The 15004-nt window shown below is 70.1% G+C and carries 12 protein-coding genes; 5 read left to right on the forward strand and 7 right to left on the reverse strand.

The window, feature by feature from the left end:
* Positions 1-11: 11 nt before the first annotated feature.
* Positions 12-809 carry a GNAT family N-acetyltransferase gene (locus V5E28_RS46790; protein ID WP_336216781.1) on the reverse strand — a complete coding sequence of 266 codons (798 nt, stop codon included), beginning with the start codon at positions 807-809 and terminating at the stop codon, positions 12-14.
* 278 nt (positions 810-1087) lie between these two features.
* On the opposite strand from V5E28_RS46790, the gene V5E28_RS46795 reads away from it, so the two are divergent.
* The gene (locus tag V5E28_RS46795; protein WP_336216782.1) at positions 1088-1984 is read left to right on the forward strand and encodes an ABC transporter ATP-binding protein; all 897 of its coding nucleotides are present in this window, start codon (positions 1088-1090) and stop codon (positions 1982-1984) included.
* Here the strand turns inward: V5E28_RS46795 and V5E28_RS46800 are convergent.
* Entirely contained in the window at positions 1957-2175 is a 219-nt protein-coding gene (locus tag V5E28_RS46800; RefSeq protein WP_336216783.1) for a hypothetical protein, read from the reverse strand. The two genes, V5E28_RS46795 and V5E28_RS46800, sit on opposite strands and share 28 nt — an antisense overlap.
* A gap of 496 nt (positions 2176-2671) precedes the next feature.
* Between V5E28_RS46800 and V5E28_RS46805 the strand changes: the two genes are divergently transcribed.
* The 3 genes from V5E28_RS46805 to V5E28_RS46815 all read left to right on the forward strand — a co-directional run bounded on the left by V5E28_RS46805 (position 2672) and on the right by V5E28_RS46815 (position 5991).
* Positions 2672-3544: a hypothetical protein gene (locus tag V5E28_RS46805; RefSeq protein ID WP_336216784.1), complete on the forward strand. Its 873-nt coding sequence runs from the start codon at positions 2672-2674 to the stop codon at positions 3542-3544.
* Between the two features lie 386 nt (positions 3545-3930).
* Positions 3931-5769 carry an AfsR/SARP family transcriptional regulator gene (locus V5E28_RS46810; RefSeq protein WP_336216785.1) on the forward strand — a complete coding sequence of 613 codons (1839 nt, stop codon included), beginning with the start codon at positions 3931-3933 and terminating at the stop codon, positions 5767-5769.
* Positions 5770-5856: 87 nt separating this feature from the next.
* Complete coding sequence (locus V5E28_RS46815; protein WP_336216786.1) at positions 5857-5991, forward strand: hypothetical protein; 135 nt, start codon at positions 5857-5859, stop codon at positions 5989-5991.
* Between the two features lie 57 nt (positions 5992-6048).
* Here the strand turns inward: V5E28_RS46815 and V5E28_RS46820 are convergent, their stop codons facing one another.
* The 4 genes from V5E28_RS46820 to V5E28_RS46835 are packed head-to-tail and all read right to left on the reverse strand — an operon-like array spanning position 6049 to position 12401.
* The gene (locus V5E28_RS46820) at positions 6049-7422 is read right to left on the reverse strand and encodes an NAD(P)/FAD-dependent oxidoreductase (protein WP_336216787.1); all 1374 of its coding nucleotides are present in this window, start codon (positions 7420-7422) and stop codon (positions 6049-6051) included.
* A complete protein-coding gene (locus tag V5E28_RS46825; protein ID WP_336216788.1) occupies positions 7419-8711 on the reverse strand; it encodes an MFS transporter in 1293 nt (430 codons plus the stop codon). The genes V5E28_RS46820 and V5E28_RS46825 overlap by 4 nt, the downstream gene beginning before the upstream one ends.
* Positions 8708-10357, reverse strand: coding sequence for a hydantoinase B/oxoprolinase family protein (locus V5E28_RS46830; RefSeq protein ID WP_336216789.1), 1650 nt, complete (start codon positions 10355-10357; stop codon positions 8708-8710). Before V5E28_RS46830 ends, V5E28_RS46825 begins: the two co-directional genes overlap by 4 nt.
* 1 nt (position 10358) lies before the next feature.
* Positions 10359-12401: a hydantoinase/oxoprolinase family protein gene (locus tag V5E28_RS46835; protein WP_336216790.1), complete on the reverse strand. Its 2043-nt coding sequence runs from the start codon at positions 12399-12401 to the stop codon at positions 10359-10361.
* A gap of 76 nt (positions 12402-12477) precedes the next feature.
* Here V5E28_RS46835 and V5E28_RS46840 point away from each other — a divergent pair, with 76 nt between their 5' ends.
* Positions 12478-14229, forward strand: coding sequence for an ABC transporter substrate-binding protein (locus V5E28_RS46840; protein ID WP_336216791.1), 1752 nt, complete (start codon positions 12478-12480; stop codon positions 14227-14229).
* A 235-nt stretch (positions 14230-14464) separates the two neighbouring features.
* Here V5E28_RS46840 and V5E28_RS46845 read toward each other — a convergent pair.
* A partial coding sequence (locus tag V5E28_RS46845; protein ID WP_336216792.1) for a hypothetical protein occupies positions 14465-15004 on the reverse strand: 540 nt, incomplete at its 5' end.

Raw genomic sequence — 15004 nt, forward strand, 5'->3', positions numbered from 1 at the left:
CTTGGTTGTGTTCATGAATAAGGGAGTTCGTAGCGGCGAGTTCGCCGGAAAGGCTGAAAGCCGAGGTGCTTGCGCAAGGCGAGCAGATGCGACTCGTCCTTCGCAGAGGCGATCTCGATCTCGTTGACGTGCGGGTGGACCTCGCGCAACCGCTGGATCAAAGCGGCGCTGACCCACAGGCCCAATCGCCGCCCTCGGTGGCTGGGCAGCACGGCCGGTCCATATTGGCGAGCGCGGGGGTGCCCGGGCGCGTCCACCACCGCCAAGGCGTACGCCGCCAGAACGCCTTCCGCCTTCGCAGCGGTCAAGGTGGCGTTACCCGTGCGGCTCGGGCGTCGGAGCAGTTCTTCGGCAGGGATCGGGCTGGACAGATCGCCGGTCCAGTGGATCAAGCGGTATCCGGAGTGCTCGGCCTCGACCATCTCACCGAGCCATGCCTGGTGCACATCGCCGTAGGAGAGCCGATCATGGCGCCTGGATCCGGTGTACCAGAAGCCGTGCCGCAGGCAGAACGCCTCCCCCGGCGAGCCCGCCGCCACGTGCGCCACCAGACGGGGCCCGGCGGACCGCCCCCGGACGGCGGCCAGCAGCCTGGATCCAAGCCCACGGCGCCGCCACAGTGGCTCCACGTGCAGGCTCAACTCCGCGGCACCGGGCTCCAGCACCGGGGACGGCAGGAAGTCTTCCCCGAACGGGATGATCGGCTGCAAGTCAGCCGTCCCGGCCACCGGGCCGCGTGGCACCACAGCGTGCCACCGCGAGCCCCCGCAGTGATCCGACACCGCCACGATGTCGATCGGTTCGCTCATAGGGCAACGATCGCGCCGGTCACCGCTACGAAACAACGCGAGAAAACGAACCGCCGCTTAAGCCACCTGTTAACGATCGGGCTCAATGGTTCGCAGGCCGGACCTCGGCCCGTGGTGGTTCCCCAGCCCCGGGAACGTCGGCCACCATCTCGACCGCGCCTCCCCCGGACGGAGCTGGCCCGCCTCGAATAGGGGAATATGCCCGATGCCGTCGGATGATCGCGGCTTCTACCGTCTTGATGAGCACCAAAGTGAACAAGACAAGGAGTGTGGCGGCTATGGAATTGGCTATCGAAGTAGAGGGACTGGTCAAGTCCTTCGGCCGGGCCCGGGCGGTGGACGGACTGGACCTGACCGTGCGAGCCGGCGAGGTTCACGGCTTTCTCGGACCGAACGGCTCCGGCAAGTCGACCACCATCAGGACCCTGCTGGGGCTGCTGCGCGCCGACGCCGGCCGGGCCGTGCTGCTGGGCGGCGACCCGTGGCGGGAGGCGGCCGAGCTGCATCGGCGGCTGGCGTACGTGCCGGGCGACGTGAGCCTGTGGCCGGGCCTGACCGGCGGCGAGGTGATCGACTTACTCGGCCGGCTGCGCGGCGGCCTGGACCCGGCTCGCAGGGGTGAGCTGCTGGAGCGCTTCGAGCTGGACCCGCGCAAGAAGGCCAGGTCCTACTCCAAGGGCAACCGGCAGAAGGTCGCCCTGGTCGCCGCCTTCGCCTCCGACGCCGAGCTGCTCATCCTGGACGAGCCCACCTCCGGCCTGGACCCGCTGATGGAGGCGATCTTCCAGCAGTGCGTGGCCGACGAGAAGCGGCGCGGCCGTACGATCCTGCTCTCCAGCCACATCCTGTCCGAGGTCGAGGCGCTGTGCGACCGCGTCACGATCATCCGGCGCGGCCACACGGTCGAGGCCGGCCCCCTGTCGCAGCTGCGCGGCCTGTCCCGCAGCCGGGTCAGCGCCGAGCTGGCGTCCCCGCCCAACGGGCTGACCCGGATTCCGGACCTGCACGCGGTGCGGATCGACGGCAACCGGATCTCCTTCGAGGTGGACCGAACCCGGCTGGACGCGACGCTGGCCGAGCTGATCCGGGTCGGCGTGCGCGATCTGACCTGCGCCCCTCCCTCACTGGAGGACCTGTTCCTGCGCCACTACGAGAGCGCGAAGGCGGAGCGATGAACGGCACCTGGACCCTGACCAAGCTCGTGCTCAAGCGCGAGCGCTTCATCGCCCCCCTCTGGATGCTGCTGCTCGTCATCCTCGCGGCCGGGCAGGTACAGCGCTACGCGACCGGCATTCCCAACATCGCCGCGTTCGCCCGCGAGATGGCCGCGAATCAGACACTGACCGCGTTCGCCGGCGAGGTCCACTCCGCCACCCTGGCCGGCATGGCGGTCTGGAAGAACGCCGACGCTATCTACACCATCCTCGGGCTGATCATGATCCTCACCGTCGTCCGGCACAGCCGGGGCGAGGAGGAGTCCGGCCGCGCCGAACTGGTAGGCGCCGGCGTGGTCGGCCGCCTGGCGCCACTGACTGCCGCACTCGCCGTCACGTGCGGCTCCGCAATGCTGGCAGGGCTGCTCACCGCCGGTGCCATGACCGCCGTCGGCGCGGACGCGTCCGGCTCGCTGGCCTTCGGCGCCGCGATCACCTCCGCCGGCCTGGTCTTCGCCGGCCTGGGCGCGGTGGCCGCCCAGCTCACGCAGACCGCCCGCACCGCCATCGGCGTGGCCGCACTCGGCCTCGGCGTCAGTTACATTCTGCGCTTCCTCGCCGACGGCAGCGGCCTGACCGTGCTGAAGTGGCTGTCCCCGCAGGGCTGGTCACACCTGGTACGGGCCGTACGGGGTCAACGACGCGGCCGTGCTGCTGCTCAGCCTCGCCTTCACCGCCGCTGCCGTCGCCCTGGCCTACCGGCTGCTCACCCGACGCGACCTGGGCCACGGTCTCATTCCCGAACGCCCGGGACCGGCTTCGTCCGACCGGCTGCGCAGCCCGCTGAGCTTGGCCTGGCGCCTGCAGAAGGGCCTGCTCCTCGGCTGGGTCGCCGGGTACGCAATCGCCGGGCTGGTCCTGGGTGCCCTGGCCACCTCCATCGAAGAGGTCGCCAGGCAGGGCGCCGCGGTCGAGGAGTTCTTCCGGCGCTACACCGCCTCGCCCGAGGCCGGCATGACCGACGCCTACCTGTGGCTGATCATGCTCAGCCTCGGCTACGTCTCGGCCCTTTACCCGCTGCTGGCCCTGCTGCGGCTGCGCAACGAGGAGACCGCCGGCCGCGCCGAACTGCTCCTGTCCGCCCCGGTCTCCCGCGTACGCTGGGTCGCCGGTCACCTGCTCTTCGCGCTGGCGGGAACCGTGCTGATCCTCGCCGCCGCCGGGCTGACCATGGGCCTAGTGGCGGGGACACCCGGCAAGGTGCTCGCGGGAGCCCTGGTGCAGGTGCCCGCCACCTGGACCCTGGCCGGGGTCGGCGTCCTGGCCTTCGGCCTGCTCCCGCGCGCCGCCGCCGCGATCTCCTGGGCGGCCTTCCTGTTCGTCAACCTCTTCGGCGAGGTGCTCGGGCCGATCCTCGGCATCGACTACTGGATCGCCAAGTACGCCGTGCCCTACCCCAACTTGCCCATGGTCATCTCCGGCGAGCCCTTCACGGCCACCGGCATCGCGATCATGACAGGCATCACCGCTGTCCTCGTCGGTGCGGGCCTTGCCTCTGTCAGACGCAGAGCGCTCATCTGAGCCCAAAGGATCGTCGCGGATAGATCCGCCCGATGCCCCGGGCGGATCTCTCCGTACGCGCACATGCTGGATCGCCATGGCTTGATCTAGCCTGCACTTTAGCTCCTGCTTTTTGGCGCGTAGGCATCTCGCAACACAAGATCGGCTCGGGGGTCGACACGCACCGAACCGCGACCGAAGTCCTGTCCGGCGTTGAGCTGTCCGGCAAGCACGTCCTGATCACCGGCTGCTCGAGCCTGCGGCTGCGGGCGGCCCGCCCTTGAACAGGCCGCTGGTGATGGGCGTCCTGCGGTGGGTTCCGTGCGGATGTCGTTCTCCTTGTTCAGCATGTTGAGCGCTGATACGCGCCGCGGCTGCAAGAAATCTGCTGTAGAGGTAGGTCTTTGATGGAATTCCGGCTTCTCGGCGCGCTGGAGATATTGGCCGCCGGGCGACGCATTCCCATAGGTTCACGCAAGGAACGCCTTGTTCTCGCTGTGCTGCTGCTGGAGGCCAACCGCTGGGTTCCTCTCGGCAGGCTGGTCGAACTGGTCTGGACGGACGAGGTGCCGGAATCTGCCCGGCGTACCGTCCAGTCGTTAATCTCCAGGCTGCGTGCGCGATTGCGCACGGTCGATCAGGCTCTCAACATTGAGCGCGAAGGTGCGTGCTATCGCTTGACGGTGGATCGGGCCAGCGTTGACGTGCACCGATTTCGCGACTTGCTCGCTAGCGCACGAGACGCTGGCGACAGCACGGCGGCAGCCTTGTACGCCGAGGCACTCGGCCTGTGGCGCGGCGACGGTCTCGCGCACGAGGTTGCTGCTGAGCACCTGCATCAGGAGTTGGCCGAGCTGCGATTACGGGCGATTGAGGACCAGATGGACACCGAGCTACGGCTCGGCCGGCACCGGTCGCTGATCGGCAGGCTCTCCGCTCTGGCATCCGAATACCCCTACCGGCAGCGGATCACGGGTCAGCTCATGCTGGCCCTGCATCGGGAGGGGAGAAGCGACGAGGCCCTGGAGTGCTACAGGCGGACGAAGAACAGGCTGATGGAGGAGGTCGGTCTCGACCCGGCAGCGGAACTCATCCAGCTGGAGCTGGCGATTCTCCGGGCGGATCCTTCCCTCGTCGCTCCGCCCTCTTCACTCAGCTTGGCCGGCGTCGATCCCTTACCGCCGATGCAACTTCCAGCCGACATCGCATCCTTCTCAGGTCGCGAAGAGCATGTGAAACACCTCGATGCTCTTCTGCCCGATGACGGCGCGCCGCCCGCCGCCACAATTTCGGCGATCGCGGGAACAACGGAGATCGGCAAAACGACCCTTGCGGTGCACTGGGCGCACCGTGTCCGCGACCGATTCCCTGATGGACAGCTGTATGTCAATCTGCGCGGGTATGGACTTGCGAATCCGGTGGAAGCCGCCGATGTGCTGCGCGGATTTCTCGATGCCCTGCACGTCCCCTCCCAGCAGATACCAGCTGATACGGATCAGGCGGCTGCGCAGTTCCGGAGCGTGCTCGCGCATCGGCGGGTGCTGATCCTGCTGGACAACGCACGTGACGCTGAGCAGGTGCGTCCGCTGCTGCCCGGCAACGGGAGGTGTCTGGTCGTTGTCACCAGCCGTCGCCAGATGTCCAGCCTGGTCGCCACCGAAGGCGCTCACCCCCTGGGACTGACCCTTTTCACGACCGATGAGGCGTACGAACTGCTGGCACGCCGCATCGATCGCGAGCGACTGCAAGCCGATCCTGCGGCCGTCGACGCACTCATCACCGCGTGCGGGCGCCTGCCTCTTGCTCTGGCCATAGCCGCGGCCCGCAGCGCCGTTCAGCATGAGTTCCCGCTCAGGGCCATCGCCGATCAGCTGCAGGCCGGTCTCGCTGCATTCGACTGCGGCGATGCGGCGACCTGTTTGCGCACCGTGTTCTCCTGGTCCTACGGGGCGCTGAGCGAGCCGGCTGCTCGGCTGTTCCGTATGCTCAGCCTGTCCCCCGGCGCCCATATTGGTATCTCGGTCGCGGATGAGGAAGCGGAAGAAACCGACCCGGTCGCCGAGGTCCATGAGCAGGTTGCGGGCCTGCTGGACCGTCCACGCTCCGGTCGGGTGGGCGATCACACCGAGGATGTGAACGCGCCGGGTGGCGACCTCCATCACGAACAGCACGTACAGCCGTCTCAAGGAAATCGTGTCGATGTGGAAGAAATCGACGGCCAGCAGCTTCTTGGCCTGAGCGCGTAAGAAGGTTGTACCGCTTCATAACTCAAAGGGGTGGCGCCTGATCTGCGGCTTTGACCTCCAGAGGCCGCGCGGGCAAGATCGCGGTCTGTGCCGGTGCGTCTGCTGTATCTGACCTTGGTTCGAGTGTTTGGCTGGCTGGTGTTGCTGGGGCGTGGTCAGGCGTCCAAAGATGCCGAGATCATGGTGCTCAACACCCCGCGATGGTCGCAACCACCGCCCTGATCGCGCACCACCGGAGCCGGGCGGGATTGGTGCTCCTCCCTTACCCCGGTCAGGGGATTACTCCCGGCGGGCCACTCGGTCGGCCAGTTTGGCGATCCGTGAGGTGGTGATGCGTCCGCCCGTCGTCTCCTGCCGGTCTGCCTCCCGATAGGCCGCGTACATCCCCTGCACCCCCAGCCACCGCAACGGCTCGGGCTCCCACTTCCTGACCCGCCACCCCACCCAAGGCAGCCCCGTGAGCTCGCTCTCTCGCCCCAGTATGAGGTCCCGCAGCGTACGCCCGGCCAGGTTCGTCGTCGCTACCCCGTGGCCCACGTACCCGCCCGCCCAGCCCAGCCCCGTTAGCGGGTCCAGGCCCGCCGTCGAGCACCAGTCGCGCGGCACCCCGAGCACCCCCGACCATGCGTGCGCGATCCGGACCCCAGCCGTGACTGGGAACAGGCGGACGAGCGCCTCACGCAACTGCCGTACAGTCGAGGCCCGTGTGCGCCCGTCGTGGTCCGTCCCCGACCCGAACCGGTACGGCCACCCGCGCCCCCCGATCGCGATCCGGGCGTCCGCGGTGCGCTGCGCGTAGATGTAGGCGTGGGACATGTCGCCGAGCAGGACCGCCCCCTGCCAGCCGATCCGGTCCCACATCCGGTCCCCGAGCGGCTCGGTGACGATCAGCGAGGAGTTCATCGGCAGCCAGGTCCGCCGCTCCCCCGGCAGGCCGGCGGTGAACCCCTCGGTCGCCCTGATCACGTACGCCGCCCGGACCGTCCCGTACGGCGTGACCGCTGTGTGCGGCGCGATGTCCGTCACCGGCGTGGACTCGTAGATGCGCACGCCCAGCCCTTCGACGACGCGGGCCAGCCCTTGCACCAGCTTGGCCGGCTGGACCCGGGCGCAGTGAGGGGCGAAGGAGGCGCCGAGCGCGCCCGCGACGCCGATCCTGGCGACCGTCTCCTCGGCGTCGAGCAGGACCACGTCGTCCGCCCATTCCCTGGCCGCGGCGACCTGCGCGCGCAGCCTAGGCAGCTGGGCGGGCGCGTGCGCCACGCGGAGCATGCCGTGCTTGACGATGTCCGCCTCGATGCCCTCGGCCGCGGCGACTGCGATGATCTCGTCCACGCTGGCATTCATCGCCCGCTGAAGGTCGATGACGCTCTGGCGGCCGTGGGTGGCGGCGAAGCGGCGGCGCGAGCCGGCCAGGGCCGCGGTGATCCAGCCGCCGTTGCGCCCGGACGCGCCGTAACCGGCGAACGTACGCTCCAGCACGGCGATCCTGAGCCCGGGGTCGGCCTTCTTCAGGTAGTACGCCGTCCACAGCCCGGTGTAGCCGGCGCCGACGATGCACACGTCGGCCTCGACGGACCGGTCGAGCGGCGGGCGCCTGTCGGGCAGGCCGATCTCGCGGTACCAGTAGGAGACCCCGCCGTTGGCCGTCACAGCGCCACCGGTACGGGCACCTGGGCCGCGGCGCGCTCACGCACCCGGCCGATGCGCAGGCAGACCAGCGTGAACACGTAGAACAGCGCGGTGACCACGGCGACCGGCCAGTAGTGGCCGCCGGTCCATTCCAGTGACGCCGTCGAGAACAGCGGCACGATACCGCCGCCGATCGCCCCGGCGAGCTGGTACGACAGGGACATGCCGGTGTAGCGGACGCGCGGCGCGAAGAGCTCGGCCACGTACGCCGCGCCCACGGAGTAGGTGGCGGTCACGCCGATGAGCCCGACGCCGACTCCCACGCACAGCCAGAAGGTGCTGCCGGTGCCGAACAGCCAGAACGGCGGCACCGCCCACAGCAGCCCGGCGACCGCGCCCCACCCGATGATCTTGGCCCGGCCGAACTTGTCACCCATCGAGGCGAACACGAACATCAGCGCCGCCTCCACCGCCGCAGCCACGATCTGCCCGGCCAGCGCGACCGACTTGGGCAGCCCGAGCTGCGTCGTGGTGTAGGCGAGCATGAACGTGGTGAGCACGTAGTAGGCCGCGAAGCCGCCGGCGAAGATGCCGAGCCCGACCACGATCTGCCGCCAGGACGTACGCAGGCACTCCACGATCGGCAGGGCGTCGGAGCGGGCGGACCGCTCGAAGTCAGGGGTCTCCTCGATCCTCATCCGCACCACGAACCCGACCGCGACCAGCACGATCGACACCAGGAACGGCAGCCGCCAGCCCCACCCCGCGAACTGCTCGGCGTTCAGCAGGCCGTTCAGCAGCGCGAACATGCTGGTCGCGAGCAACAGCCCGACCGGCGAGCCGATCTGGGCGAACGCGCCGAAGAACGTGCGCCGTCCCTTGGGCGCGTGCTCGACGGAGATCAGTGCCGCGCCGCCCCACTCGCCGCCGACCGCCAGGCCCTGGACGAAACGCAGCACGACCAGCAGCACCGGTGCGAGCGTGCCGACGCTCGCGTGCGTGGGCACGCAGCCCACCAGGAAGGTCGCGATGCCCATCATGAGCAGCGTCCAGACCAGCGACTTCTTGCGCCCCATCCGGTCGCCGAAGTGGCCGAACACGATCGCGCCGAGCGGCCTGGCGACGTAGCCGACGGCGTACGTGGCGAACGCGGACAGCACGCCCGCGACCGGGGACAGCGTGGGGAAGAACAGCTTGTTGAAGACGAGCGCGGACGCGGTCGTGTAGATGAAGAAGTCGTACCACTCGATGCTGGTGCCGAGCGCCGACGCGAGCGCCACCCTGCGCATCTGCGGTGATGTGGTGGTCATTGGGGGGTCTCCTTCACTGTCAGGCCGTCGCGCGCGTCGGCCTCGCGGTGCGCGGGTGGTCGTTCGGCGGGCGGGCCGTAGCCCCCGCCGCCGCCGGTGCGCAGGCTGACCCGCTCGCCCGCGGCGAGCGTCACCGCGTCGATGTGGGACAGCCGCTGTACGGTTCCATCGGACCTGGTGACCTCGAGCCCGCCGGTCGCGCCCGCCTCGCCGCCGAACAAGCCGCGGGCGCCGTAGCGGTGCCGGTCGGAGTAGGCGGAGAAGGTCACGCCGTCCCTGGTGGCCTCGTACGTACGGACGAAGCCGAGGCCACCGCGGTTGCGCCCGTCGCCACCGGAGCCGGGCAGCAGCGCGAACTCGGTCACCCTGAAGTGCGAGTAGTCGATCTCCAGCGCTTCGACGGGCGCGCTGGCGCAGTTGGAGATGGGATTGTCGAGCCCGTCGGCCCCGTCACCGGCTGGCCCCGCGCCCCAGCCGCCGCCGAGCACCTCCAGGACAACCTCGTACTCGTGGCTGTCGGGATCGAGGTAGCTGAGCGCCGCCGCGCTCGTGGTGTCGTAACCGGTGGCGACGACCCGATCGGGCAGCGCTTCGGCCAGCGCCCTGATAACAGCGTCGAACGCGCGGCTGGCCGGGGTGAGCCGGGCGCGCACGGCGGCCGGGGCCGCGGGGTTGAGTATGGACCCGTACGGCGCGGTGACCGTGATGGGCCGGTTGCAGCCCTCGTTGAAGGGGATGTCCTTGTCGCGCAGCAGGCCCCTGACCGCGCTCTGCACGGAGGAGACCGTGGAGGCGAACGGGCAGTTGAGGTTGGCCGGGACCTGGGGGTCGGTGCCGGTGAAGTCGACCTCCAGGTCAGAGCCGCGCACCCGGACCGCGACCCTGACGTGGTGCCGGTCACCGCCCCAGGTGGAGGCGTCGATGATCTCCTCCGCCGCGTAGTCGCCGTCGGGGATCTCGGCGATGGAGTCGCGCAGCCGGCGTTCGGCGTAGTCCTGCAGCTCGTCCATCACGGCGGCGGTCAGCTCGGGGCCGTGCCTGGCGACCAGCTCGCTCAGCCGTTCGGCGGCCACGTTGTTTGCCGCGAACTGCGCGTTGAGGTCGCCGACCACCAGGTCGGGAACCCGTACGTTGAGCCGGAAGAGCTGCTCGACGAAGCCGCCGTGCCAGTCGCGCGAGACCGAGAACGGGCGGCCCGGCAGGCGGATCCCTTCCTGGAAGATCTCCTTGGCGTTGATGGTCAGCCCCGGCTCGCCGCCGCCGATGTCCACGTGGTGCGCCACGCTGGCGGCGAACCCGGCCAGCGTGCCCTCGTGGAAGATCGGCGTGAACAGGTAGATGTCCTGCAGGTGCTGGCCACCGCGGAAGGGGTCGTTGTAGAGGATCGCGTCGTCGGCGGTGAGCGTGGCGGGGTCGTTGTCCGCCAGCACGGCGGCGATCGCGTGGGAGATGCCGGCGGTCATGATGGGGATGGCCTCGGCCTGGCTGACCACGTTGCCGCGCGGGTCCACGAGGGCCACGGCGTAGTCGCGGGCCTCGCGGACGACGGAGGAGAACGCGGCCCGGCGCAGGTTCGCCGCCATCTCGCGGGGGATCGCCGCCAGGGCGGTGCCGACGATGTTCAGGGTGACGGGGTCGACGGGCATGTCAGGCTCCTCTGGTCAGCACGAGGTTGGTGGCCCTGTCCACGGCGGCGGTCCAGCCGGGGGGCACGAACGTGGTGGCGGTGTCCTCCTCGACGACGGCGGGGCCGGCGATCGCGTAGCCGGGCGGCAGCGACGCGCGCCACAGGAAGGCGCACGTCCGCTCCTCGCCGCCGATCACGACCGGCAGGTCCTCGCGCCGCACGTCCCCGTCCACCTGTACGGCGGGCAGCGCCGTGTCGGTGGACGGCACGCGCAGCGTCAGCCGGTACGTCACCACCTGCACGGCCTTGGCCGGCGTGCTGTGGCCGTACCTGAGCGCGTGGGCCTCGTGGAACAGCCGCGCGGCCGTCTCCGGGTCCACGCCCGGCGGCACCGGCACGGTGAGCTCGAAGCCCTGGCCCCGGTAGCGCAGGTCCAGCTCGTGCTCGACGACGACGCCGGCTGGGCCGACGCCTTGGGCGGCCAGCTCGGCCCTGGCGTCGGCCAGCAGCTCGCCGAACACCTCGCCCAGCTCGCCCGGAGCCAGTCCGGCCAGCTCGTCCACCCTGGTCACCGCGAAACGGCGCTGGAAGTCGGAGCTGAGCAGGCCGTAGGCGGACATGAGACCGGCGTGCGGGGGGACCAGCACACCCTTGATCCCGAGCTCGTCGGCGACCGCGGCGGCGTGCAGCGGTCCTGCGCCGCCGTAGGCGACGAGGGTGTGGTCGCGCGGGTCGTGGCCGCGTTCGGTGGAGACGAGGCGGATGGCTCCGGCCATGACGACGTTCGCGATGCGGAAGACGTCTTCGGCGAGCTGAGCGGGAGTGCGTTTCAGGCCGGCGGCCGGCGTCCCGGGCGTGGACGTGCGTTCCACGTCGGCGGCCAGGTTGCCGAGGGCGGTAGTCGCCGCCGCCCGGTCCAGGGCGTGCCGGCCCCCGAGGAAGTGCCCGGGGCGGATCAGGCCGCGGGTGACGTTCGCGTCGGTCACGGTCGGCTCGGCGCCGCCCCTGCCGTAGCAGGCGGGCCCCGGATCGGCGCCCGCGCTGCGGGGCCCCACCTGGAGCATGCCACCGGGATCGAGCCCGACGATGCTGCCGCCGCCCGCGCCCACGGTGGCGATGTCCACCATCGACAACTTGACCGGGATCCGGTCGATCATCGACTCAGTGGTGATCTGCGGCCGGCCGCCGGTCACCAGGCAGACGTCTGTGCTGGTGCCGCCCATGTCCATGGTGACGATGTCGTCGATCCCGGCCGCCGAGGCCACCGCGACCGCGCCCGCCACCCCGGCGGCCGGTCCGGACAGCAGGACGTGGATCGGGCGCTGCCGCACGTACGCGGCGGGGACGACACCGCCATTGGACTGCATCATCGACAGCTCGCCCATGCCGCGCTCGGCGAGGGAACGTTCCAGGCGGCTGAGGTAGCCGTCCACGGTCGGCTTGACGAAGGCGTCCACGGTGGTGCTGCTGGCTCGCTCGTACTCGCGGAACTCGGCCACGACCTCGCTCGACAGCGACACGTCGAGGGCGGGCGCGACCTCGGAGACGATCTCGCGTACCCGCTGCTCGTGAGTGGGGTTACGGTAGCTGTGCAGGAAGCACACGGCGATCGAGGTGACGCCGAGCGCGGCCAGCTCGGCCACCGCGTCCCGTACGGCCTGCTCGTCGAGCGCGACCAGCGGCTTGCCGGTGGCGTCGAGCCGTTCGGGCACCTCACGCACCAGCTCGCGGCGCACCAGGGGACGCGGCTTGCGGTAGTGCAGGTCGTACATCACGTCCCTGTCGTGCCGCTGCAGCTCGAGCACGTCGCGGAAGCCGCGGGTGACGATGAGTCCCAGCCGCGGCCCCTTGCGTTCGAGCACGGCGTTGGTCGCCACGGTGGAACCGTGCAGCAGGGGCGCGCTCCGCAGATCGACGGCCTCGAGGCGGCCGATCGCCTCCAGCACCGCGAGCGAGGGGTCCGACGGGGTGGAGAACACCTTCCCCGTGGCTGCGAGCCGACCGGCGTCATCCAGCAACACCAGGTCGGTGAAGGTGCCGCCACACTCCACACCGAGTCTCATCGCGTTCCTCTCTGTTGGATGGGGAAACGGTCACATAGGCCACCATCTGCGGCAATACGTCGTTTACCCTATGGAGATGCTGCACCTGCCGAGGTATGAGGAGGCGCCCGGATCCCTGCCGGGCATGGCGCGCGTCTCCGCCGACGGCACGGTCGAGCGGCTCGACGGCGTCGGGTCCGACCTGCGCGGGCGGCCGCTGCTGGCGCGGGCGGCGACGGCGTTGCTGCGGTCGGGGCGGGACGCGGTCACGTTCGTGGCGGTCGAGCGGGACGCGGTGTGGGTGCACGTGTCGATGACGGTGGCGCGGGAGACGGGCGACGTGGTGGTCTCGGCGGCCGAGGTGGCGCCGCCGTACGGGCTGACCCCGCGCGAGCTGGACGTGCTGACGCTGATGGCGGGCGGGCTCACGAACACCGCCATCGCCGGATATCTCGGCACCAGCCCGCGCACGGTGTCCAAGCAGGTGGAGAGCGTGCTGACCAAGCTGGGCCAAGCCACGCGCAGCGGCGTGGCGGCCTTCGCCGTGGACCACGGGCTGCTCAGGCTGCCCGTCCCCGGCACGTGTCCCGAGCTGACCGCGCTGGCGGTGGGCGCGGTGGACCGGCTGATGCGGGAACCAGGGCCGCTGCCCCGGTTCGCCACCGCCGGGGTCGCGCCGCGCAGGCCGGCGACGCCGTACGAGATCGGGCTGCTGCTACCGCTGGTCGGCGCGTCGAGCGAAGACGGCGAGCAGATGCGGCGCGGGGCAGAGCTGGCCGTCGAAGAGCTGAACGCGCGGGGCGGTGTCGCGGGCAGGCCGGTACGCACGCATGTGAGCGCGGTGGACTCGCTCGACGCGGACTCGGTCACCACCGGGCTGGCGGAGCTGGCGGCCAGGCAGGTGCCGGCCATCGTGGGCGGATATCTGCTGACCGACGAGCGGGCCTCGTACGAGCTCGCGGCCGACTACGGCGCGCCCTACCTCAACATCGGCACCAGCGACCTGCAGGCCGAGTGGGTGCGGGAGGAGCCGGGCAGGTTCGGGCGGATCTTCCAGACCGGGCCCACGCGCGGCAACTACGGCAAGGGCTTCGCCCGCTTCCTGGAAGGGCTGCGGCTGTCCAGGCGCAGTGTCGGGTTCGTGGAGACGACGATGCCGGACACGCAGACGTTCAGCGAGGAGACCGCGCGGCTGGTCGAGCGGGCGGGGCTGGGCATCGACTTCCTGGTACGGCTGGAGCCGCCGCACGACGACTGGAGCCGGGCGCTGCGGGAGATCCGCGAGCACGCGCCCGGGGCAGTGATGGTCACCCACCACCTGCCCGAGCAGGCCGCCGCCTTCCAGCGGGCGTTCGCCCAGGAGCCCTCGCCGACGCTGATCTACATGGTCTACACGCCCGCGGTGCCCCAATACTTGGAGCTGGCCGGGCAGGCGGCGGAGGGCGTCGTCTGGGCGACCGTCACCGGCCGGTACGGGGACAGCCGCGGGCGCGCGTTCGCCGAACGCTACGCCGAGCGGTACGGGACGGCGCCGGGCAGGTCGGTGGCGAGCGCGGCCTACGACCAGATCAACCTCCTGGCCCTGGCCTGGTCGGCGCACGGACGACCGCACAACTTCGGTCTCGTGGCCCGCGACCTGCGCACCATCGTCTACCGGGGGGTAAACGGCGCCTACGACCTGGACCGGGGTGGGCAGACCAGCGTGGCTTTCCCGGACGAGATCCCGGATCCTTCGCTCGGGCAGGCGCACCTGGTTTTCCAGATCCAGGGCGGGCGGCACCGGGTCATCGCGCCTACGCCGTATGCGGAGGCGACGTTCCGCCGGCCGCCGTGGATGCGCACGGATTAGGTGGGCCGCAGCACTGCACCTGCCGGAAACCTCATCCACGCAGTTCAAGCGGCGTGTGAGTATTAGCCGCCGCGAGGGAGCTGATTCAGCTGTCGTCTACCAGGAGCCGGGTCGAAGCAGAGTTGTGAGGTAAGGCCCGTTTGCGTCGTGAACGTGACCGGACGCACGGACGCGGGCATCAGCACCGATTCCGGCATCCCCGGCTATCGCGGCGTGACAACCGAGAGCGGCCGGGCTAGGCGATCAAGGTGTACCAGCCCTGGCCGGTACCGACGTACTTGATGTCGGAATCCACCCACGTATGGAAGACGACTGCGCCATCGGCCAGCTGCGTGACGATGTCCACCGCGGGCATGCCGGCAATCTCGGTGATGTGGTTGTCGGCGGACAAATAGACCGCCTTGTGCTCAAGCACGCCGGCGATCTGCCCATCGTCGCGCACCACCGCGGAAATCATCTGACGCTGACCATACATCCCGGGAATCTTCACCCATCGCTCACCGTCGAGCCGCCACTGCGTTATGTGATGGCTGATGATGGCCCTCGAACCGTCAGGCGACAACTGGAGACCGCCGATGGTCGTGGGTGGCAAATCCTTCCAGGACTCACCGCCGTCTGAGCTCACCGATGTGCGCATCTCGTTTTCGCCGGTGGCGCGGGATAGCCAGACCCGTCCATCGCCACCCTGCTGGACGACGGCAGGCCGCCCGGGAAACGGTGGTCGCGGCGAAACCGGGCCGGTGCCCAGCTGAATGAGCGTGAACTCGCAGTTCTC

The organism is Nonomuraea sp. LPB2021202275-12-8 (assembly GCF_037044575.1).
Taxonomy (GTDB): domain Bacteria; phylum Actinomycetota; class Actinomycetes; order Streptosporangiales; family Streptosporangiaceae; genus Nonomuraea.

Coding starts and splice junctions, on each gene's coding strand:
- V5E28_RS46795 (WP_336216782.1), top strand. CDS start 1,088: ATGGAATTGGCTATCGAAGTAGAGGGACTGGTCAAGTCCTTCGGCCGG.
- V5E28_RS46810 (WP_336216785.1), top strand. CDS start 3,931: ATGGAATTCCGGCTTCTCGGCGCGCTGGAGATATTGGCCGCCGGGCGA.
- V5E28_RS46835 (WP_336216790.1), bottom strand. CDS start 12,401: ATGAGACTCGGTGTGGAGTGTGGCGGCACCTTCACCGACCTGGTGTTG.
- V5E28_RS46840 (WP_336216791.1), top strand. CDS start 12,478: ATGCTGCACCTGCCGAGGTATGAGGAGGCGCCCGGATCCCTGCCGGGC.
- V5E28_RS46830 (WP_336216789.1), bottom strand. CDS start 10,357: ATGCCCGTCGACCCCGTCACCCTGAACATCGTCGGCACCGCCCTGGCG.
- V5E28_RS46825 (WP_336216788.1), bottom strand. CDS start 8,711: ATGACCACCACATCACCGCAGATGCGCAGGGTGGCGCTCGCGTCGGCG.
- V5E28_RS46790 (WP_336216781.1), bottom strand. CDS start 809: ATGAGCGAACCGATCGACATCGTGGCGGTGTCGGATCACTGCGGGGGC.